This window comes from Rhodothermus bifroesti (genome assembly GCF_017908595.1).
GTDB classification, from domain to species: Bacteria; Bacteroidota; Rhodothermia; order Rhodothermales; family Rhodothermaceae; genus Rhodothermus; species Rhodothermus bifroesti.
Map to the genome: position 1 here is coordinate 22,840 of NZ_JAGKTL010000002.1, position 19,580 is coordinate 42,419.

The following is a 19,580-nucleotide window of genomic DNA, read 5'->3' on the forward strand; positions in this document are numbered from 1 at the left end:
CCTTTGCCTATCCGAAGCCCACGCGCTGCCATGTTTGACCCGGAGCCCTTTGCTTCAACGCGGTTTGTGCTGCTGGCTGCAGTGATGCTGGCAGTGCTTTTTGGCGTGGCAGCATTGATGGGCGAGTTGGCCATCACAGGCCGGCTGCAGGTGACAGGCGACGTGGTACTGCTCAGCGTATTGGCTTTTGTAGGCGTTTTGGGGGTAGCAGCGCTGATGCGCAGGAAGTTGTAGCACAGGGTATAGCGACTTTGATGGCTGCACGTTATACTTCTTCTCAAGGTAAGCCCTTACATCCGAGCAAACCTGCCATGAGATCGATTTTTTGTCTGGTGTTACCCCTAAGTTTGTTTGCGTTTCTGGGATGTGTTGAGCATCCCGTACGTGAAGCCTCTAGGGTTCCTTCAGGGGTAGGTAAACCAGAGTGGATTGCTGATGCGGTAATCTACGAAGTTTTTGTGCCCGATTTCTCTCCAGAAGGGACGTTTCAGGGAGTGATCAAGCGGTTAGATTCGCTGCAGGCGCTGGGCGTTACCACACTTTGGCTCATGCCCATTCATCCGGTTGGGAAAAAGCGGGCAAAGACCGACATTGGGCCGCTGGGGTCGCCCTACGCTGTGCGCGACTACTATGCTGTTAACCCCGATTATGGGACGGCCGAGGATTTTCGGGCGCTGGTCGATTCGGTACATGCGCGCGGCATGTATATCATTATCGACCTGGTGGCCAACCATACGGCTTGGGATCATCCTTGGGTAACCGAGCATCCAGACTGGTACACGCCAGGCCCAATCGATGGTTTTACCTATCCCGTGCTTAATGGGGATACCACAGATTGGACCGACGTGGTCGACTTAAACTACGACAATCCTGCGCTTCGGCAGGCGATGATCGATGTGATGCAGTACTGGGTACGGGAGTTTGACATCGATGGCTATCGGTGCGACGTGGCGCATGGCGTGCCGCTGGATTTCTGGCGAGCAGCGATCGATTCGGTAGAAAAGATTAAGCCGGTTTTAATGCTTGCGGAGGCGGCCGAGCCTGAAATGCACCTGGCTGGGTTTGACCTAACGTACGCTTGGCCGTTTTATCATCAGCTAAAGGAAGTCTTTCGGGGCGCGCCGCTGCGCACGCTGGTGCGCCAGGTGGATTCAACACTGGCGTTGTTGCCGCCTGGAGCGCGCCGGTTACGTTTTACCACGAATCATGACGAAACCATGTGGGATGCGCCGCCACCCGTACTCTTTGGGGGGCAAGAAGGTGCTATGGCAGCCTTTGTCTTGGCCACATCGATGCCTGGTGTGCCGTTGCTTTACAACGGACAAGAGCTGGGCACCAGCACGCGCGTGTCGTTTTTTGCCCGCACGCCTTATCGCTGGGATGCGCCTGAAAGTCCAGCCACGTATGCTTTCTACCGGCGCTATGTACGCTTTTATCGGGAGAGTCAGGCCTTGCGGCGTGGGACGCTGACGGTGTTGAATCCAGAAGCCGATCATGTGCTGCTTTATCTGCGCGCTGCAGCAGGCGATACGTTACTGCTAGCCGTTAATGTGCGTAACCGGCCTGAAACGGTCACGTTGCCTGCGCGTATAGCTCGGCAGCGTTGGGTAGAGGTGTTTAGGTCCGATACGCTAGCGGCTGACCGGTTAGAGTTGCCGCCTTACGCGCATCGCATTTATCGACCTGTACACTGAGTCCATGCGTACTGTTGAAACTTCGCTTCGCCTAGAGGCTCGTGTAGAAGGACGCGTTCAAGGCGTGGGTTTTCGGCAGTTTGTGCGGCACCATGCCCGTCGCTTAGGTCTTACGGGATGGGTACGCAATGAGCCCGATGGCGCAGTCTATCTGGTAGCCGAAGGCCCCCGAGAAGCCCTAGAAACCCTTTTACACCTGTTGGCCCAAGGGCCCCCAGCCGCCCGGGTAGACCGGGTAGTGCCGCATTGGCTGCCAGCAGAAGGCAATCTTGAGGAATTTTCAATTCGGTGGTGGTAGTGAAAAAAGATAAACCGGTTGTTTTTGGTAGCGTAGCGTGCTACTTTAAAAGAGCTGCCAAGCTTCGGTACGTTCGTTCAACCAAAACCTAAGGCTGCCATGGAAAACAAACGCGTCACGCGTCGGGATTTCTTGGCGCGTATAGGGGCGCTAGGGCTGGTCGGACTTGGGGGCAGTGCCCTGCTGAGTGCCTGCGGCGGTCAGCAGCAGCAACCAGCACACCAGGGAATGTCTGGTGCTACAGCAGAGTTTTCTTGCACAGACGTGTCGGGCCTGACGCCTGAAGAGATCCAGATGCGGGAAAGCCTGCAGTACACAGACCGTTCGCCAGAGCCTGGAAAGTACTGCCATAACTGCCAGCTTTATGTGCCGGCACCAGGACCCAATCAATGTGGAGGGTGCCAGCTCATTAAAGGGCCCATTCATCCTGATGGCTACTGCACATCTTGGGTGCAGAAAGTGAGTTAAAAGACTGCCTTTGGCGATAAGCAAAAACAAAAAAAGCCCCTGCCTAGAGGGGCTTTTTTGTTGGCACGAGGTAGGCCCTATTGAGCAGCAGCTGCGGTTACGGTTGCTGGCATTGCGGCAGGTCGGTACATTTGCTCCACGTACTCCCGCACCATACGTACCGCGTTAAACTGTGCAGGAATGGTGCGCATGGCTTGGCGCATGCGCGTTAGCCATCGCAACGGTAGTCCTTCGCCGTTGCGATCGTAAAAAGCTGGGATCACCTCGTATTCGAGCACGCGATAGAGGGCTTCGCGATCTTCGACATCCTGCGTGATCGGATCTTCGTAGAGTCCCGTGGCCTCGCGACCAAAAGCCCAGCCGTTTTGTCCGTTATAGCCTTCAGGCCACCAGCCGTCAAACACCGACAGGTTTAGTCCCCCATGTATGGCTGTTTTCTGGCCGCTGGTTCCGCTAGCCTCAAGCGGTCGCCGAGGATTGTTTAGCCAAACGTCACATCCTGAAACCAACATGCGCGCAATGTGCATGTCGTAGTCTTCTACAAAGACGACTTTACCCCGGAACGCTGGGTGCTGCGTGATCTCATAAATCTGCTGAATGAACCGTTTGCCACCGTCGTCTGCAGGATGCGCCTTGCCCGCGTAAATCAGCTGAATGGGACGGTCTTGTCGGGAGAAAAGCTGAATCGCTCGCTCCATGTCCTCAAACAAAAGGGGGGCACGCTTGTAGGTGGCAAAGCGGCGGGCAAAGCCGATGGTTAGTACCTCAGGGCTGAGGTGCGCTTCTTGGGGGAGCGATTGGTGTTTGACGTATTCGTTGACAAACTCCACCAGCCGTCGGCGCAGCATGCAGCGGTACTGCCATAGTTCCGCGTCGGAGATGGAGTCGATTTTGCGCCAAAGATCTGGGTTAAAGCGACCTTCGAGCCAGTCGCCTAGATGCTGTGCTAAGAACGGGCGTGCGTGCGCAACGGTCCAGGTCGGCAAATGCACGCCATTGGTAATGTAGCCAATAGGTACTTCGTTCAAAGGGCGATCTGGGTACAAATGGTGCCATTGCCGGCGAGCCACCACACTGTTGATAGCCGACACGCCATTGGTTTTGCGCGAAAGCTTTAGGCCCAGCACTGTCATCGTAAAGGCCTCGGTGCTGTCGTTTGGATTGACACGGCCGTAGGCCAGCAGTTCGGTCTCTGAAAGCCCAAGCTGGTGCCGGAACGTTTCCATTTGTTCTAAGAACAGTTCCGGGCTAAAGCGGTCATGGCCTGCCATGACCGGTGTATGCGTGGTAAAGACGCAGTGATCACGGACCCAAGCTTCGGCGGCTTCGCGCGCTTCGCCAGCTGCCAAGCGCTCACGCAGCAGCTCTAGGGCAACAAAGGCACAGTGTCCTTCATTCAGATGGTACGTCTCGAAATCTAGATCTAAAGCACGCAAAAGCCGCACACCCCCAATGCCCAGGATGATTTCCTGCTGCAGTCGCAAGCGCCGATCGCCTTGGTAAAGGCGGCGCGTTAGGCTACGCAGGGGCTCTGGATTCGCATCGAAGGCTCCATCGAGTAAGTAAAGGGGCACGCGGCCTACGTCGAGTTTCCAAGCACGCAGATAAAAGGGTTGCCGGCCTAGATGCACCGTGATCACTAACGGATAGCCGTCGGGGCCGTGCACCAGCGTCATCGGATGGTCGGCAGGGTCCATGGCTGGATATTCCGCAATCTGCCAGCCGTTAGGCTCAAAGCGCTGGCGGAAGTAACCCTCGCGCAGAAACAGACCCACAGCCGTCATCGGAAGGCCCAGGTCTGAGGCCGCTTTGATGTGATCTCCCGCCAGCACACCTAGGCCGCCCGCATAGAAGGGCAAGCTTTCGTGCAGCCCATACTCCATGCAAAAGTAGGCCGTTCGGGGGGCATCTGTAATGCGGGGAGGAGCATTCAGATAGGCTGTAAAGGCCTCGTAAACTTTATCGACGGCTTTGATAAAAGGTCGATCTGTGAGCAAGGCTGGGTCGGCGGTGCGTAGCGCCGCCAGCGGATTGTGCTGCGAGGCTCGAAAAGCTTCAGGGTTAAGCTGCTCAAAAAGTGCTAAAGCTTCTGGATTCCAGCTCCACCACAGGTTAGCGGCAATGGCCTCCAGTTTGTCACGGCTTGTCATGCGTCTATCAAAGCAGGTTTACCAGAGAACTAACAAATGCCAAAGATAAGAAGGTAAGCGTTTACGCACCCCATCTAAAAGATTCGGTGGTCTAAAACAGCAGTTCAAGTGTCTTCTGCGCCTCCGAGCAGGCGTCGCGTGACGGCCAGGCGCATGCGTCGCGGAGCAAGTTGGCTTAGCCAGGCCGTTAGGGCATTGGGTGTGCCGCTGATGTGCAGCACTTCGCCCCGAAGTAGCGCGCGAAGGCCTGCAATAGCTACTTTTTCGGGACTTTCCATAAAGCGTCGCAGGCCTTTAACTGGCATGCCTGCCCGTTCTTGAAAAGCTGTAGCTGTAGGGCCAGGGCACAAGCAAGTAACCGTAATGCCTTTGTCGGCATACTCTGCATGTAAGGCTTCGGAAAAAGCGATCACAAAGCTTTTGGTGGCGGCATAGACCGCCATGTAGGGGATGCCCTGGAAGCCCGCTGTTGAAGCTACATTTAAAATTCCGGCATCGCCGCGTTTAAGCATGTGGGGGATGCAAAGGTGCGTGAGGGCTACAAGGTTTTCGAGGTTGAGCCGGAGCATCGCTAGCGTTTCTTCTAGGCTGATTGTATCAAAGCGGCCATACTTTCCAGCCCCCGCGTTGTTGATGAGTACGTCAACTCGGTAGCCGTCCTCGCTCAGGCGTCGGAACAGCTCCTCGGCAGCACCAGGCTTGGATAGGTCGGCCACGTAGGCTTGAGCCCAGGTGCCACGGGCTTCAAGGACGGCCACCATGGCTCGCAGTTTTTCTTCTGAGCGGCCTACCAGCACCAGCTTCACCGTAGGATCAATGAGCTGGTAGGTCATCGCTTCACCGATACCGCTGGAAGCGCCGGTAATCAGAATGGTTTTATGCTTAAAGGTTTTCATGCTTACGGAAAGCTGGTTTTGGAAGCAAAACCGCATGAAGACGGTTGATGCAACGGCGATCAGGCGTTCTAGGATGCCGACAATGAGCGTAGCAACGGTTACGCGACAGGAAATTTTGCAGCAGGCAATCCGGCAGCTGGAAGCGGCAGGAGTGCCCGATGCCCGTCGCAATGCCGAGTGGCTGCTCTGCGAGGTGCTGAGCTGCTCGCGCGCGCAGCTTTACGCCTATCCGGACGAGCCGGTAGGTGCAGCGCAGCAGGCCCAGCTTGCCGCGTTACTGGCTCGTCGGCTGCGCCGTGAACCGCTGCAATACGTGCTGGGATATGTAGAGTTCCTGGGCCTTCGGCTTGAGGTTGGACCTGGGGTGCTTATCCCACGCCCAGAGACCGAGTGGCTCACGGCGCGTCTTTTGGAAATCCTGCCTACACGTAAGCCTTTGCGTCTACTCGACGTGGGCACTGGAAGCGGCTGCATTGCATTAGCGATCAAACACCACCAGCCTGCAATGCAGGTATATGCCTGCGACATCAGTACCGACGCCTTAGCCATTGCCCAGCGTAATGCCGAGCGCCTTGGGCTTGACGTGGTCTGGCTGCAGGCCGACGTTTTGGCTGCGGATTTCCCAGCGCAGGTTCCTGGGCCCTTTGATGTGATCGTGTCCAACCCTCCTTATTTGGCCCTAGATGAAGCTGAAACGCTTCCTCCTGAAGTGCGTGATTACGAGCCGCCTGTGGCGCTTTATGCTGGTGCTGATCCACTTCGCTTTTACCGAGCGCTGGCGCATCATGGGCAGCAGCTCTTGGTTCCCGGTGGGCAACTGGTTTGCGAGGTGCATGCCTACCATGCTGGTGAAGTGATCCATGTATTGGCTACTAAAGGCTATAGCAATGTAACGCTGGAGCACGACCTGGCAGGTCTGCCCCGAATGGTCCGGGCTGTACTCCCAAAACCCGATGCAAGATGCGTGCAGATAGACTTGTGCTAGAGGCTTCGGGGTTATGCAAAGCCTATAGGGAAGGAGAAAAAGCGCACTTGGTATTGCAAGACGTGTCGCTTTCGCTCCGAGAGGGGGAACTGGCACTGCTGCTGGGCCGAAGTGGAGCGGGTAAAAGTACGTTACTCAACGTGCTGAGTGGTTTGGATCGGCCAGATGCTGGAGTCGTGCGTGTTGGGCAGATTACGCTTACGGCGCTGTCCGAACAAGAGCGAACGCGCTTTCGACGCCAGCATCTAGGGTTTATCTTTCAGGCATACAATCTTATTCCTACGCTGACCGTCGAGGAAAACGTGCGTCTACCGCTGGAATTGCTTGGACGCACGGATGCAGCTGCGCAGCAGCGCGTGCAGCTGTTACTTAGGGAGGTAGGACTGGCCGAGCGTGCCCGAAGCTTTCCAGATCGCCTCTCTGGTGGGGAGCAGCAGCGGGTGGCTATTGCCCGAGCGCTGGTGCACAACCCGATGTTGATTTTTGCGGACGAGCCTACAGGGAATCTAGATGACCAGACGGCCAAACAGGTGATGGCCTTGCTGGTTCGATTGGTGCGGCAAGAGCGGCGCACGCTGCTCGTGGCCACGCACGACCAAGCCTTTTTGCCGCTAGCTGACCGCATTTGGGAACTGCGTGAAGGCCGCCTGATCGAGCTGATGCCAGAACGCCTGCACATCTTCCGTCCTTAGGAGCCATGAGCCGCTTGCTTCGGCGTGCTGGACGACGTTACCTAGAGCGGCACCCCTGGCTGTTTGCCCTTTCAGTTGTGGGAGTTATGCTGGGTGTGGCTTTAGTGGTGGCGGTCGATTTGGCCAGGAACAGTGCCCAGCGCGCTTTTCACCAGTCTGTAGATGCGGTCACAGGTAAAGCAACGCATCAGATTGTAGCTCCAACCGGTGTGGCCGATACGCTCTATCGCTGGTTGCGTTGTGAGGTAGGGCTGCGGCAGATTGCACCGGTTGTGGAACGCTACGTGCAGCTAGGCGATCGCGTATTGCAGCTGCTGGGTATTGATCCCCTAGCAGAGGCCCCTTTCCGGCCATACATTCACCCTGGAAGTGGGCTTGATTTGGCTGCATTCCTAACCCAGCGCCACGCGGCCGTGCTGGCCCGCACAACGGCCGAGGCGCTTGCCCTCAGCGTAGGGGACACCTTTTCCGTACAGATCGACGGCCAGCGTCGCCTGCTGCGCCTAACAGGGCTACTGGAGCCGGTTGAGGCACGCACAGTCGAAGCGCTTGCTTCGCTGATTCTGGTTGACGTCAGCACGGCTCAAGAGCAATTCGGAATGCCTGGGCGCCTAAGTCGCATCGACGTAATCCTGTCGCCTTCCGAAGCTGCGCGTCTTCGGGCGCTTTTACCTTCAGGCACCGAGCTCCTCACGGTTCGCATGCGCACCGAGACGGCCGCCCAAATGACGCGCGCTTTTAGCCTCAACCTACAGGCCATGAGTTTGCTGGCGCTTATGGTGGCCATGTTTATGATCTACAACACGATGACGTTTGCGGTGCTCAAGCGGCGCGTTTTCATGGGACGCTTGCGGGCATTGGGCGTTACGCGTGGTGAAATCTTACGTGAGGTGCTCTTTGAGGCCGCGTGGATTGGGGGAATAGGAACGCTGCTAGGCTTGCTTGTGGGCTACGTGTTGGCTCAGGGTTTGGTCCGGCTCGTAACGCAAACGATCAACGACCTGTACTACGTTCTTGTTGTGCGTCGCGTAGTGCTTGAAGGCTGGACGTTGGCTAAGGGTATGGTTTTGGGTTTAGGAGCTAGCTTACTGGCCGCGCTAGCGCCAGCACATGAAGCTGCTCGCGTTTCCCCCCAGCTGGCCTTATTGGCCATGCCTGAAGCGGCTTTGCGCCCGATAAAAATATTGCGGTTAGTAGGGCTAGGACTGTTGTTAGGGGTGGGTAGCGTGGGGGTGCTGCTCATCTCCAGCCGAAGCCTGGTATTGGGATACCTAGGTTTGTTGGCTTTTATTGGGGCTATGGTGCTCGAGGCCCCTGTAGTCCTTACCATGGTGGCTGGGGGTGTGCGTTTTGCATTAGGACGTCTGCTGGGTGTGACCGGCCGCATGGCTGCGCGGGCGCTTGTGACCTATAGGCAGCGTACGGCTGTAGCCGTTGCTGCGCTATCGGTGGCGCTTTCAGCTACGATTGGGGTAGAGGTGATGGTGCAAAGCTTCCGAGCAACCCTTGTAGGGTGGCTGAACTATACCCTCCAGGCCGATGTGTACGTGCAGCCGCCATCGCCGGTCGCGCGTCGACCAGAGGCCACAATCGATCCAGAAGTGGTGCGCCGCATTCGGCAGATGCCTGGGGTGGCCGATGTCTATGCGATTCGCCGCTTAGCGGTTATGACGGAACACGGGGAGGCCGAGTTAGGCGCTTTTGAGGTGAGTCCTGTCACGCCCCGCACGTTCCGTTTTAAGGAAGGCAATCCCTCTGCTATTTGGGCTCAGTTTGGCCAAGCCCCCCACGTTATTGTATCGGAACCATTCAGTTATCGTTTTGGGGTGCATGCTGGGGATACGTTGCAGTTGCTTACACCGCGTGGCTGGCAGCCTTTTGCTGTTGTTGGTGTTTTTTACGACTATGGCTCTGATGTCGGCGTAGTGCTCATGGAACGATCGGTTTACCGGAAGTACTTTGATGATGCAGCGGTTACAGGATTGGCGCTTTATGCTGCGCCAGGCGTGTCGGTCGATACGCTTGTAGTGCAACTGGCGCAGGCTACCGCCGATCGCCAGGTGTTGCTGATTCGCGCAAATCGGGCGTTGCGTGCCGCCTCGCTGGAGGTGTTTGATCGCACGTTTCAGGTCACCACTGTGCTTCGCTTGGTGACCATCTTGGTGGCCTTTATAGGCATTGTGGCAGCGTTGATGGCCATAGCGCTGGAGCGTGGGCGGGAGCTGGCCGTATTGCGTGCCTTAGGACTCATGCCGCAAGAGCTGCGGCGTCACGTGGTCCTGCATACAGCGCTTATAGGCGTGAGCGCTGGCTTGCTTGCACTGCCCTTGGGGATTGGGCTAGCAGCCGGCTTAATTTACGTGATCAATTGGCGTTCTTTTGGCTGGACGCTTCAACTGTTGGTGCCAGTGGAAGTGCTGCTTGAGGCGCTTGCACTAGCGCTTGGGGCAGCGCTTCTGGCAGGTATCTATCCAGCCTGGAAGATGGCCCGCCTGCAACCTGCCGAAGCGTTGCGTTATGCGTAGTTACCTACTAACGCTTGGCTTGCTGCTGCTTTTGGGCACTGCAGCCTGGTGGCTCCGGCGCGATACCATGCCGACCGCGACGCGGCTGACGGTGGCCGAAGCACTGGCGGGAGATACGGTCGGCTATGCGCGGGCTCGAGCACCGCGCACGTTCCACTTTCCTGAGGACCACGGGCCACACCCTGAATTCAAAACCGAGTGGTGGTATCTGACCGGTCATCTGCGCACAGCGGAAGATCGCTCGTTCGGTTATCAGTTTACGCTATTTCGAATTGCTTTGGCCCCGCCCAGCGAGGCCGATACAATTGCTGCTTCTGCTTGGCGGACGCGCCAGCTGTACATGGCACACCTGGCGCTCAGCGATATTGCTGAGGGGCGCTTTTATGCCTTCGAGCGCTTAAGTCGAGGAGCGCTTGGGCTGGCTGGGGCTACAGCCCAGCCGTTTCGCGTCTGGCTCGAAAATTGGCAGCTGGCACAGGCTGGCCCTGAAGTGTTCCCCTGGCGTCTTGGAGCTTCCGAGGGAGCAGTAACCCTAGAGTTAACCCTGACGCCGCTGAAGCCTGTCGTGCTGCAGGGCAATCAAGGGTTAGATCCTAAAGGGCCAAAGCCGGGTAATGCCTCGTATTACTACTCAATTTCTCGGCTCGCAACAACAGGTATGCTGCGCATAGGCAGCCAAACGTATACCGTTGAAGGGTTAAGTTGGCTGGATCGCGAGTGGAGCACCAGTGCTTTAGGCGAGGATCAGGTCGGGTGGGATTGGTTTGCGTTGCAGCTCGACCATGGGTACGACCTGATGTGGTACCGGCTACGCCGCCGCGATGGCTCCGAAAGCCCCTGGTCGCGTGGAGCGCTGATTGATCCAGAGGGGCGGTCGCTCCCTCTGGAAAGTGGAGCTGTTCAGCTTGAAGTGCGCGATACCTGGACCAGTCCGCATAGCCAGCTTACCTATCCTTCAGCGTGGCACCTGCGCGTGCCTGCCCAAGAGCTGGAACTCTACATTAGGCCGCGCCTGAAGGACCAGGAGCTGAACGTGTCGGTGCGCTATTGGGAGGGAGCTGTAGCTGTTGAGGGACAGCATCGCGGGCAAAAAGTAAAAGGCTTAGGCTACGTCGAGCTGACCGGTTATGGCGAAGCTGCGCTGCCAGGTAGCCCTTAACGCTGAAGACCATGCTAGAGACGCTCAACTTTCCGCAGTATACTTTTTCCGTGCAATGGCGTAAAGGGCGCCCTTACCTATTTGATCCACTGCGGCAACGGTGGGTGCGTCTGACGCCCGAGGAGTGGGTTCGCCAGCATTTGGCGCAGCATTTGGTACAAGCGCTAGGCTACCCTGCTGCCCTCATTGCTTTTGAGGCGGCGCTCACTGACCAAAACCGAAGCCGGCGGGCTGATCTTATTGTGTATGATCGGCAGGGTCGGCCGCTGCTGCTGGCCGAGTGCAAAGCTCCCTCGGTGCCCATCACGCAGGCCGTGGTTGAGCAAGCAGGTCGCTACAATCGCATCGTAGGGGCGCCCTACCTTGTGGTCACGAACGGCCACGTGCACTATGCCTGGTATATTGATCCGACCAGCCCGTCCATTACGCCCCTTGCGCAGCTTCCGACATTTGCTGCTATGCTTCAAGGCGATTAGCAGCTTGTCGCTGGACGGCTACGCCGCGACCGCTTCATCTGCCTGCACTTCGGTGACCAGGCGCGTTACGTCGGCAATCGCATCCCCAGGTCTGAGTTGAATAAGACGCACGCCCTGCGTGTGCCGGCCCATACGGCTGATTTGTCCCACATGCAGTCGGATCATCTGGCCGTTTTGCGTAACGATCATCAGGTCGTCGTGGTCCTGTACGGCTTTGATTGCGATCAGGCAGCCTGTGCGTGGTGTGCGTTTCATTGTCCAGACACCCTGGCCACCACGGCGATGTACGGGATACTCTTCCAGCGGTGTGCGCTTGCCATAGCCATGAGCGCTTAGCGTGAGGATGCACAAAGGCGCTTGAGGGGGGACGGTGACCATGCCAACAAGAGTTTCCTCACCCTTAAGCGTGATGCCACGCACGCCGCGTGTATTGCGGCCTGTAGGCCGGACGTCCGATTCTTCAAAGCGCACCACGCGTCCACCTGAAGAAGCCAGCAGCACATGCGCTTGGCCGTCGGTAAGGCTGGCTTCGACCAGCTCGTCGCCTTCAGCAAAAGCGATGGCAATAATACCATCGGTACGCGGCCGGCTAAAGGCTTCCAATGCTGTCTTTTTCACCATGCCCTGCCGCGTTGCCATAAGCACGTAGTGCTTGCGAAGGAAGTTGGGGTCTTCAAAGTCCTCTTTGCGAATGTTCAAGACGGCCCGCACGCGGTCGTCGGGTGCAATCTGGATCAGATTGCGGATGGAACGGCCTAGACTGGTGCGACCGCCCTCTGGGATTTCGTAGACGCGCAGCCAGTAGCAGCGGCCGTGATCGGTGAAAAAGAGCAGATAGTCGTGGTTTTTGCAGGCAAACAGATGTTCGATATAGTCGTCTTCACGCATGCCGCTGGCCTTTAGGCCTATACCTCCACGTCCTTGCTGGCGGTAAACGTTTGCCGGCGTGCGTTTGATAAGGCCTTGGTGGGAGATCGTAACCACAACCTGCTCATCTTCGATCAGGTCCTCTAACGCAAAGTCGCCTTTGCCACCATAGTCGATTTCAGTGCGGCGCGGGTCCGCATACTTTTGTTTCAGGGCCAAAAGCTCTTCACGGATGATCTGCCAGCGGAGAGGCTCACTGGCCAAGATGCTGCGTAGGCGCTCGATTTCCTGAAGCAGTGCCCGATACTCTTCCTCGATTTTTTGACGTTCGAGGCCAGTGAGTCGGCTCAGGCGTAAGGCCAAAATGGCATTGGCCTGCGCTTCGGTAAGCGTAAAATGGGAAACTTGACCCAAAGGCAATCCCAGGCGTTCCCGCTCTTCAGGGGAGAGTCGTTCGGGCAAGACGCCCTCCATGAGCCGCTGGCGGGCTTCATCGGGATCGGCCGAATAGCGAATGATGTTGATGACAATGTCGAGGTGGTCTAAGGCAATCTTTAGCCCTTCAAGGATGTGGGCGCGTTCTTCGGCCTTGCGCAGCTCAAAGCGGGTGCGGCGCGTAACAACCTCATGGCGATGATCCAGATAGTGGCGCATCAGCTCGCGTAGCGTAAGCGTACGCGGCCTCCCCCCGACCAACGCCACCATGTTAACGCCAAAGGTTTGCTGGCATGGGGTAAACTTGTAGAGTTGATTTTGCACGACCAGCGGCGCAGCATCCTTCTTTAACTCCAGCACGATGCGCAACCCTTCGCGGTCACTCTCGTCCCGAATGTCGCTAATGCCCTCGATGCGTCGTTCCCGGACCAGCTGCGCAATTTTTTCGATCAGGTTGCTTTTGTTGACTTGGTAAGGGATTTCCGTGATCACCAAAGCGGGGCGTCCGGGCCGCACTTCTTCTTCGTGCATGCGGGCGCGAATCGTAATGCGCCCCCGACCTGTAGCATAGGCTTCCTGCACGCCTTGGTAGCCGTAGAGGATACCACCGGTTGGAAAGTCGGGCGCTGGTAGATAGCGCATCAACGCTTCAAGGGAAATGTCCGGATGGTCGATCATGGCTACCAAAGCGTCGACCGTCTCCCCTAAATTGTGCGGGGGAATTTTGGTGGCCATGCCTACGGCAATGCCGTCTGACCCATTAACGATCAGATTGGGTAGCGCCGAGGGGAGCACTACGGGCTCTTTCAGCGAACCGTCAAAATTGTCCTGGAAGTTGACGGTATCTTTCTCAATGTCGCGGAGCATTTCTTCGGCCAGCCGCGTCAGGCGAGCTTCGGTGTAGCGCATTGCCGCAGCGCTATCCCCATCGATAGAGCCAAAATTGCCCTGGCCGTCAACCAGTGGGTAGCGCATGGCAAAATCCTGGGCCATGCGTACCATGGTTTCGTAAACAGCTGCGTCGCCGTGCGGATGATACTTACCCAGCACCTCGCCAACAATGCGAGCGCTTTTTTTGTAGGGAGCGTTCGCCGTCAGGCCAAGCTCGTACATGCCGTAGAGCACGCGACGATGAACTGGCTTAAGACCGTCGCGTACGTCTGGCAATGCCCGGCTGACAATTACCGACATCGAATAGTCGATATAGGAGGATTTCATTTCCTCCTCAATATTGATAGGAATAATGCGAGGCTTTTCTGATTCCATTTATATCTTTTTTTATTGATTTTTGTGACGCATAAACTATTAGCTTGACATATGGCTATAGCGACTTCCAAAGTCGCGAGATTACTTTAAAATAAGGCAAATGTGCCTGAGAAGTGAGCGAAGGCGATGAAAAAAGTTCGAGCTTTTATGCAAAGAAGATTTTTTAAATTAAAGGGTTGAAGATAGAATGCATGCGGCCTATGCATGTTGAAATTCACGGGCATCGTGGTGCACGCGGGCTGCGGCCAGAGAACACGATGCCGGCCTTTCGTTTGGCACTGGCGTTGGGCGTGGATGCGCTAGAGATGGACGTGGTGCTTTCGGGAGATGGGCAGGTGGTGGTGTCTCATGAGCCGTGGTTTTCGGCTACGTTGTGCCGTGAGCCGTCTGGACAGCCGGTGCGATCTTACCGGCGAGGTAACCTTTACCGGATGGCGTATGCCGAGATCGCTCGGTTTGATTGTGGTAGTCGGCGTCATCCACGCTTTCCACATCAGCAGCCCATGCCGGCTGCCAAGCCACTGCTGCGTGACGTTCTATTGGCTTCGGAGGCCTATGTCCAGGCGCTGCAACGGCCGCCCGTGCGCTACAGCATTGAAATCAAATCGCGTCCTGATTGGGAAGGTCGGTATCATCCTGACCCAGAGACGTTTGTGCGGCATGTGATGGCTGTAGTTATGGAGGTGGGTGTGGCCAGCCGCACGATGCTGCTTTCGTTCGACCATCGGGTGCTCCAGGCAGCGCAGCGGTTATTCCCTGGGCAGGCGCTTATGCTGCTTGTAGAAGACCGAAAGCCTTTTGCAGCGCATCTAGCCGCATTAGGTTTTATCCCAGCAGCCTACGGTCCCCACTATCGACTTGTAGATGAAGCATTGGTAGCAACCGTGCGGGCGCAAGGCATGCGCTTGGTGCCCTGGACGGTAAACCACCCGCGTGAAATGCAGCGTTTGCTTCGCTTAGGAGTGGATGGACTGATTACAGACTATCCTGACCGGGCCCTCGCCCTTTTGCAGGCGCACTCCTAGATGCGTGCAACTCAAGTGGGACTTTCTTCGTCAAAACTGCCGATCTTTCGACGTTTCTACCTGGAATAATGCGGGTAGCATTAGGACTTTTCTTGCTTTTCTGGGCATTGCCAGTGCGATCGCAGCCAAATGCAGCCACGATAAGTGGCTTTGTGCGCGATGCCACAACTGGTGAAACGCTCATCTTGGCCAATGTGGTGCTTGAAGGCACGCGCTTTGGGGCTGCAACGAATACGGCAGGTTTTTATACCTTGACCAGCATCCCCCCGGGTACCTATACACTGGTGGCTTCCTATGTAGGCTACAGATCGTTTCGGCTGACGCTGACGCTTGCCCCCGGTGAAGCGCGACGCTTGGATATCGCCTTAGAACCCGTGCCGCTGACGGGCGAAACGGTTGTAGTTACGGCTGTACGCGAACGCGAAGAAGCCCGCAACTTGGGCGTAACGCAGGTCGAAACACGGCTGGTACAGGAACTGCCTGCTGCCTTTGAGCCCGATGTGTTCCGTACGCTGCAACTGCTACCCGGGGTGAAGGCGGCTTCGGACTATTCCAGCGGCCTTTATGTGCGCGGAGGCAGCCCAGATCAGACGCTCATCTTGCTAGACGGCACCACCGTCTACAACCCCACGCATGTTTTTGGCTTTTTTTCCACCTTCAATCCGGATGCCATCAAGGATGTACGGCTCTATAAAGGCGCCTTTCCCGCCGAATACGGTGGGCGACTGGGTTCGGTGCTCGACGTGTACAACAAAGACGGCAATCGTAACGAAACCCGGGGCAGTCTGAGTGTAGGCATGCTCGCCTCGCGCTTGATGCTAGAAGGGCCATATCCTTGGGGATCATGGATGATCGCTTTTCGACGATCTACAATTGAACCGCTTTTGGCCCTGCTGCGCAGCCAGAACGTCGAGGGTGCGCCCGACCGTTTTTACTTCTACGACCTCAATAGCAAGCTAAACGTTGATGCCTCGCCAAACGACCGCTTGTCTTTGGCGTTTTATGCGGGGACGGACGTACTCAAGCTGCCTTTTTTGGAAGACAGCCAGCTGCGCGTAGCCTATGGCAACCGAACGGCTACGGCAGGGTGGACGCACTTGTTTTCGGAGCGCCTGTTTTCCAGCTTTCGCCTCACGGGCTCGTACTATTTCAGTTTGCCAACGTTTGAGTTGGCTGGAACGCCTTTCGAGCGCACCAATACGGTAACCGACTGGTCGCTGCGTGGGGATTTTGAGTATTTCCCAAATGATCGACATGCGGTCAAGTTGGGCTATTGGGGCGGATGGTTTCGTTTTCGGTTACGGGACGTTTTTGATGAGCAGCCTGGAACGCGGGCTGCGATTGATGCGCTCTATGGGGCGCTTTATGCGCAGGAGACCTTTCGGCCTTCGGTGTTTTGGACGCTGCAGGGTGGGTTACGGCTGAGCTATTTCGGCCGCGGGCAATACTTTCGCCTGGAGCCGCGGCTTTCGGCCGAGTATCGCCCCCGTGCTAATGTGCGCTTGCAGGCAGGTTATGGGCGGTACTATCAATACCTGACGTTGATTACCAGTGAGTTCATCACAGCTTTCGATGTATGGCTTACGGTCGACCGGGGCGTGCGGCCTGCTTGGGGCGATCAGTTCAGCATGGGCGTCAAATGGGAACCGAGGTTGGGGTGGAATGCCGAGCTGGAGGCCTATTACCGCACGATGTGGGACCTTTTTGAGTTTGATCCGTTTTTGCCCGATGTGGACGGCCGGGCTTATCGTGAGTTGTTTCGCTTTGGCGACGGGTATGCCTACGGTGTGGAAATGCTGCTAGAGCGCTCTGTGGGGCGCTTGCGCGGCCTTTTGGGCTACACGTGGGGACGCACGCGGCGCCGCTTTCCTGGAATCAATCTGGATGCTCGGGGCCGTCCACAATACTACGCGCCTAAGTATGATCGCACGCACGACCTGAGTCTGGTGCTTAGCTATGACCTTTCGTCTCACTGGCGGCTTTCGACGGTTTTTACGTATGCGACTGGACAGGCCTATACCGAACCGTCCGGCCAGTATCGGTTGGTGCATGATCCCTTTGGGGCCGACACGCGTAACGTGGTGCTCACGCCGGGATATAACAATGCCCGCTTGTCCGCTTATCATCGGCTGGATATTGGCTTAACGCGGCGCGGGCGCTTTTTGGGGATTGGGGATTATGAGCTGCAGCTCCAGGTGCTGAACGCGTATGCGCGCCGCAACCTATGGTTTTACTTTTTTGAGTTTACGCGCGAGGGTACCGTAAAGCGGAATGAGATTCCCCAGATTCCGATTCCGCTACCTAACCTATCCCTAACTGTACGTTTTTGAAGCTATGCGTCGTCTGGGACTGTGGTGGCTCTGGGGGCTTTTGGGGTGGACCGCCTGCGACCTGGTAGCTCCTGCCCAGTTTACCCCCGAGTATGTGGTCGAGTCGTATCAGATCGCCAATGAGCCGTTGCAGCCGGTCTGGCTAAGCCGCACTTTGGCGATCGATGGCATCTACCGTGTGGATTCGCTGGCTGTTCGTGGGGCTCAGGTGCGTGTGCTGCTACTCGACGCGCAAGGACAGCCCGAAGAAGCCTATGATTTCGAAGAGCTCACGGATGTAGCGGGCTGCTATGTGCCGGCTTTAGCCTACCGCAACGTTTACGTTCAGCCTTTGCGCACCTACCGCCTGGAGGCCCGTATGCCCGATGGTGCGCTGCTTACCGCCGAGACATTGGTGCCCGACACGTTTCGCATTGTAGGGGCCAACTTGGATTCCGTACGCTACCAGAGCGAAGTTCGACTAGAGTTGCGCGTTACGCGTAGCTTTTATCCGGGTCGCCAAGCCGTCTACATCTTGACCACAGAAGCTTTGGAGCCTACAGAAGCAAACCTAACCCCAATAGGGCGGGCGCTCTACGAAGACAGCACCTTTACGCTGGAAGAGCTGCGCGTCAGTGGTTCTCCCATTCTCAACGAGGCAAACTACACCGAGCAGCCTGATGGCACCCTGCTGCTGCGTTTGCCTTGGCTGGCTATTGTCTTTTACGGCCCTACCCGGGTAACGCTTAGTGCGCTGGACAATAACCTGTACGACCTGATTCGCACGCAAAGCGTGCAGCAAGGGGGCTCAACGCTTTCTCCAGGCGAAATCCCCCCGGTTTTGGAACATGTCCGCGGTGGGCGGGGTGTTTTTGGCAGCTATGCCCGCGTGCAATACACTGTTGTCATTACCCGATAGACATAGGGCTTGGGACAAGCGGTTCACCAATGCTGAGAAACAGTGCGACTGATTGTAGCAGCCAATCGAGCTCCCCTGCGCTACACTGCTGATGAAGGTTGGCTGCCGGCTATTGGCGGACTAGCTACCGCACTGCTGCCTGTACTGCAAGCGCAAGGCGGTGCTTGGGTAGCGATGAAAGACCAAGCAGACCTTCCAGAGCTCCAGCCTTATCCTAAAGATAACCCTGATTTTGTTGTCCATTACGTGCCCTTAAGCACCCGCGAGCGGGAGCAGTACTACAATGGCATGGCCAACCGGATGCTATGGCCGCTGTGCCATTACATGGTTCATCATCTGCGGCTGCGGCGTTCCTATATGGAAGCTTACCGCGCAGTGAATCAGCGCTTTGCTACAACGGTGATCCAATCCTATCAGCCCGGAGATGTCATCTGGGTGCATGATTATCACCTCATGCTAGTGCCGGGGTTGGTGCGCCGTGCTGTGCCTGAGGCCGTTATTGCGCATTTTTGGCATATCCCGTGGCCGGCCATGGAAGTCTACCGCATTCTTCCTTGGTCGCGGGAGCTACTGCAAGGTATGCTAGCTTGCCAGGTGGTAGGATTTCACGTCGAAGAATACGTAGAAAACTTTCTAGAAAGTGCGCGCTACTTGCTGGGGGCGCGCATTGAAGGGAATCGGGTGTTGTGGGAAGGGCGGGAGGTGCGCGTTGAGGCCCATCCCTTAGGGGTAGACATCGCACATTTTGAACAAATGGCGCAAAGCGAGGCTGTCCAGCAAAAAGCCCAGCAGCTGCGTGAGGAAATTGGTACCGAGTGGCTGATGCTTGGCGTAGACCGGCTAGACTACACCAAGGGCATTCGTGCCCGACTTTTGGCCTTTGAGCGCTTTTTAGAGATGTATCCGGAATATCATGGCCGCGTCAGCTTTTACCAAGTTGCTACGCCAAGTCGGACGCAGGTAACCTCTTACCAGCAGCTTAAGCGCGAAGTCGACGAAGTGGTGGGACGCATTAACGGGCAATTTGGGCGGGTCGACTGGACGCCCGTGCATTATCGCTACCGCACCTATACCCAGGAAGAGTTATGTGTCTTTTACCGTGCAGCCGATGTGGCTTGCATTACCCCGCTTCGCGACGGGATGAACTTGGTGGCCCAGGAGTTTATCGCCGCTAGCCAGGGGGGCACTTTGATTCTTTCGGAGCTCACGGGGGCTTCGCATGTGCTTCGCGAAGCCGTGTTGGTAAATCCTTACGACGTAGACGGCTTGGCATCGGCTATGCGTATGGCCCTAGAAATGCCAATAGAAGAACGCATGGAGCGTTTTCGTTGTCTGAAGCGAAGTGTGCAAGCGTTAGATGTGCACCGCTGGGCTGCACGCTTTTTTGAAACCTTTACTGCTATGGCGCAAGGGTAA

Annotated in this window: 16 protein-coding genes; 13 read left to right on the plus strand and 3 right to left on the minus strand. The window is 56.7% G+C overall.

Going from position 1 to position 19,580, the window contains the following annotated elements; translation table 11 throughout:
- Positions 1–30 precede the first annotated feature (30 nt).
- From J8E65_RS03810 to J8E65_RS03825, 4 genes are all read left to right on the plus strand, one after another.
- Positions 31–234 carry a hypothetical protein gene (locus J8E65_RS03810; protein WP_210374092.1) on the plus strand — a complete coding sequence of 68 codons (204 nt, stop codon included), beginning with the start codon at positions 31–33 and terminating at the stop codon, positions 232–234.
- A gap of 77 nt (positions 235–311) precedes the next feature.
- On the plus strand, positions 312–1,694 hold the full coding sequence (locus J8E65_RS03815) for an alpha-amylase family glycosyl hydrolase (RefSeq protein WP_210374093.1): 1,383 nt from the start codon (positions 312–314) through the stop codon (positions 1,692–1,694).
- A 4-nt stretch (positions 1,695–1,698) separates the two neighbouring features.
- Positions 1,699–1,992: an acylphosphatase gene (locus J8E65_RS03820; RefSeq protein WP_210374094.1), complete on the plus strand. Its 294-nt coding sequence runs from the start codon at positions 1,699–1,701 to the stop codon at positions 1,990–1,992.
- Between the two features lie 99 nt (positions 1,993–2,091).
- Positions 2,092–2,460, plus strand: a complete 369-nt coding sequence (locus J8E65_RS03825) for a high-potential iron-sulfur protein (protein WP_210374095.1) — start codon at positions 2,092–2,094, stop codon at positions 2,458–2,460.
- A 77-nt stretch (positions 2,461–2,537) separates the two neighbouring features.
- Here J8E65_RS03825 and glgP read toward each other — a convergent pair whose 3' ends face one another.
- Positions 2,538–4,610 (minus strand): alpha-glucan family phosphorylase, encoded by a 2,073-nt coding sequence (gene glgP / locus J8E65_RS03830; protein WP_210374096.1) that lies wholly within the window; start codon positions 4,608–4,610, stop codon positions 2,538–2,540.
- 104 nt (positions 4,611–4,714) lie between these two features.
- On the minus strand, positions 4,715–5,506 hold the full coding sequence (locus tag J8E65_RS03835) for an SDR family NAD(P)-dependent oxidoreductase (RefSeq protein WP_210374097.1): 792 nt from the start codon (positions 5,504–5,506) through the stop codon (positions 4,715–4,717).
- 73 nt (positions 5,507–5,579) lie between these two features.
- Here J8E65_RS03835 and prmC point away from each other — a divergent pair, with 73 nt between their 5' ends.
- The 5 genes from prmC to J8E65_RS03860 are packed head-to-tail and all read left to right on the plus strand — an operon-like array spanning position 5,580 to position 11,343.
- Positions 5,580–6,491, plus strand: coding sequence for a peptide chain release factor N(5)-glutamine methyltransferase (gene prmC, locus J8E65_RS03840; protein WP_210374098.1), 912 nt, complete (start codon positions 5,580–5,582; stop codon positions 6,489–6,491).
- Positions 6,467–7,183 (plus strand): ABC transporter ATP-binding protein, encoded by a 717-nt coding sequence (locus tag J8E65_RS03845; protein ID WP_210374099.1) that lies wholly within the window; start codon positions 6,467–6,469, stop codon positions 7,181–7,183. The genes prmC and J8E65_RS03845 overlap by 25 nt, the downstream gene beginning before the upstream one ends.
- Before the next feature lie 5 nt (positions 7,184–7,188).
- A complete protein-coding gene (locus J8E65_RS03850) occupies positions 7,189–9,708 on the plus strand; it encodes an ABC transporter permease (protein WP_210374100.1) in 2,520 nt (839 codons plus the stop codon).
- The gene (locus J8E65_RS03855; RefSeq protein ID WP_210374101.1) at positions 9,701–10,867 is read left to right on the plus strand and encodes a lipocalin-like domain-containing protein; all 1,167 of its coding nucleotides are present in this window, start codon (positions 9,701–9,703) and stop codon (positions 10,865–10,867) included. The genes J8E65_RS03850 and J8E65_RS03855 overlap by 8 nt, the downstream gene beginning before the upstream one ends.
- A gap of 11 nt (positions 10,868–10,878) precedes the next feature.
- Positions 10,879–11,343, plus strand: coding sequence for a type I restriction enzyme HsdR N-terminal domain-containing protein (locus J8E65_RS03860; protein WP_210374102.1), 465 nt, complete (start codon positions 10,879–10,881; stop codon positions 11,341–11,343).
- An 18-nt stretch (positions 11,344–11,361) separates the two neighbouring features.
- Here the strand turns inward: J8E65_RS03860 and gyrA are convergent, their stop codons facing one another.
- Positions 11,362–13,911, minus strand: a complete 2,550-nt coding sequence (gyrA, locus tag J8E65_RS03865) for a DNA gyrase subunit A (RefSeq protein WP_210374103.1) — start codon at positions 13,909–13,911, stop codon at positions 11,362–11,364.
- Positions 13,912–14,102: 191 nt separating this feature from the next.
- Here gyrA and J8E65_RS03870 point away from each other — a divergent pair, with 191 nt between their 5' ends.
- From J8E65_RS03870 to J8E65_RS03885, 4 genes are all read left to right on the plus strand, one after another.
- Positions 14,103–14,936 carry a glycerophosphodiester phosphodiesterase family protein gene (locus J8E65_RS03870; RefSeq protein ID WP_210374104.1) on the plus strand — a complete coding sequence of 278 codons (834 nt, stop codon included), beginning with the start codon at positions 14,103–14,105 and terminating at the stop codon, positions 14,934–14,936.
- Between the two features lie 68 nt (positions 14,937–15,004).
- Positions 15,005–17,266, plus strand: a complete 2,262-nt coding sequence (locus J8E65_RS03875) for a TonB-dependent receptor (protein ID WP_210374105.1) — start codon at positions 15,005–15,007, stop codon at positions 17,264–17,266.
- 4 nt (positions 17,267–17,270) lie between these two features.
- Complete coding sequence (locus tag J8E65_RS03880) at positions 17,271–18,164, plus strand: DUF4249 family protein (RefSeq protein WP_210374106.1); 894 nt, start codon at positions 17,271–17,273, stop codon at positions 18,162–18,164.
- A gap of 42 nt (positions 18,165–18,206) precedes the next feature.
- Positions 18,207–19,580, plus strand: coding sequence for an alpha,alpha-trehalose-phosphate synthase (UDP-forming) (locus J8E65_RS03885; RefSeq protein ID WP_341481738.1), 1,374 nt, complete (start codon positions 18,207–18,209; stop codon positions 19,578–19,580).

Bases quoted from the DNA above. Each gene is read 5' to 3' on its own strand.
- prmC (WP_210374098.1), top strand. From the start codon at position 5,580: ATGCCGACAATGAGCGTAGCAACGGTTACGCGACAGGAAATTTTGCAG.
- J8E65_RS03835 (WP_210374097.1), bottom strand. From the start codon at position 5,506: ATGAAAACCTTTAAGCATAAAACCATTCTGATTACCGGCGCTTCCAGC.
- J8E65_RS03850 (WP_210374100.1), top strand. From the start codon at position 7,189: ATGAGCCGCTTGCTTCGGCGTGCTGGACGACGTTACCTAGAGCGGCAC.
- J8E65_RS03875 (WP_210374105.1), top strand. From the start codon at position 15,005: ATGCGGGTAGCATTAGGACTTTTCTTGCTTTTCTGGGCATTGCCAGTG.
- J8E65_RS03845 (WP_210374099.1), top strand. From the start codon at position 6,467: ATGCGTGCAGATAGACTTGTGCTAGAGGCTTCGGGGTTATGCAAAGCC.
- glgP (WP_210374096.1), bottom strand. From the start codon at position 4,610: ATGACAAGCCGTGACAAACTGGAGGCCATTGCCGCTAACCTGTGGTGG.
- J8E65_RS03870 (WP_210374104.1), top strand. From the start codon at position 14,103: ATGCGGCCTATGCATGTTGAAATTCACGGGCATCGTGGTGCACGCGGG.
- J8E65_RS03855 (WP_210374101.1), top strand. From the start codon at position 9,701: ATGCGTAGTTACCTACTAACGCTTGGCTTGCTGCTGCTTTTGGGCACT.
- J8E65_RS03810 (WP_210374092.1), top strand. From the start codon at position 31: ATGTTTGACCCGGAGCCCTTTGCTTCAACGCGGTTTGTGCTGCTGGCT.
- J8E65_RS03860 (WP_210374102.1), top strand. From the start codon at position 10,879: ATGCTAGAGACGCTCAACTTTCCGCAGTATACTTTTTCCGTGCAATGG.
- J8E65_RS03820 (WP_210374094.1), top strand. From the start codon at position 1,699: ATGCGTACTGTTGAAACTTCGCTTCGCCTAGAGGCTCGTGTAGAAGGA.
- J8E65_RS03880 (WP_210374106.1), top strand. From the start codon at position 17,271: ATGCGTCGTCTGGGACTGTGGTGGCTCTGGGGGCTTTTGGGGTGGACC.
- gyrA (WP_210374103.1), bottom strand. From the start codon at position 13,911: ATGGAATCAGAAAAGCCTCGCATTATTCCTATCAATATTGAGGAGGAA.
- J8E65_RS03825 (WP_210374095.1), top strand. From the start codon at position 2,092: ATGGAAAACAAACGCGTCACGCGTCGGGATTTCTTGGCGCGTATAGGG.
- J8E65_RS03815 (WP_210374093.1), top strand. From the start codon at position 312: ATGAGATCGATTTTTTGTCTGGTGTTACCCCTAAGTTTGTTTGCGTTT.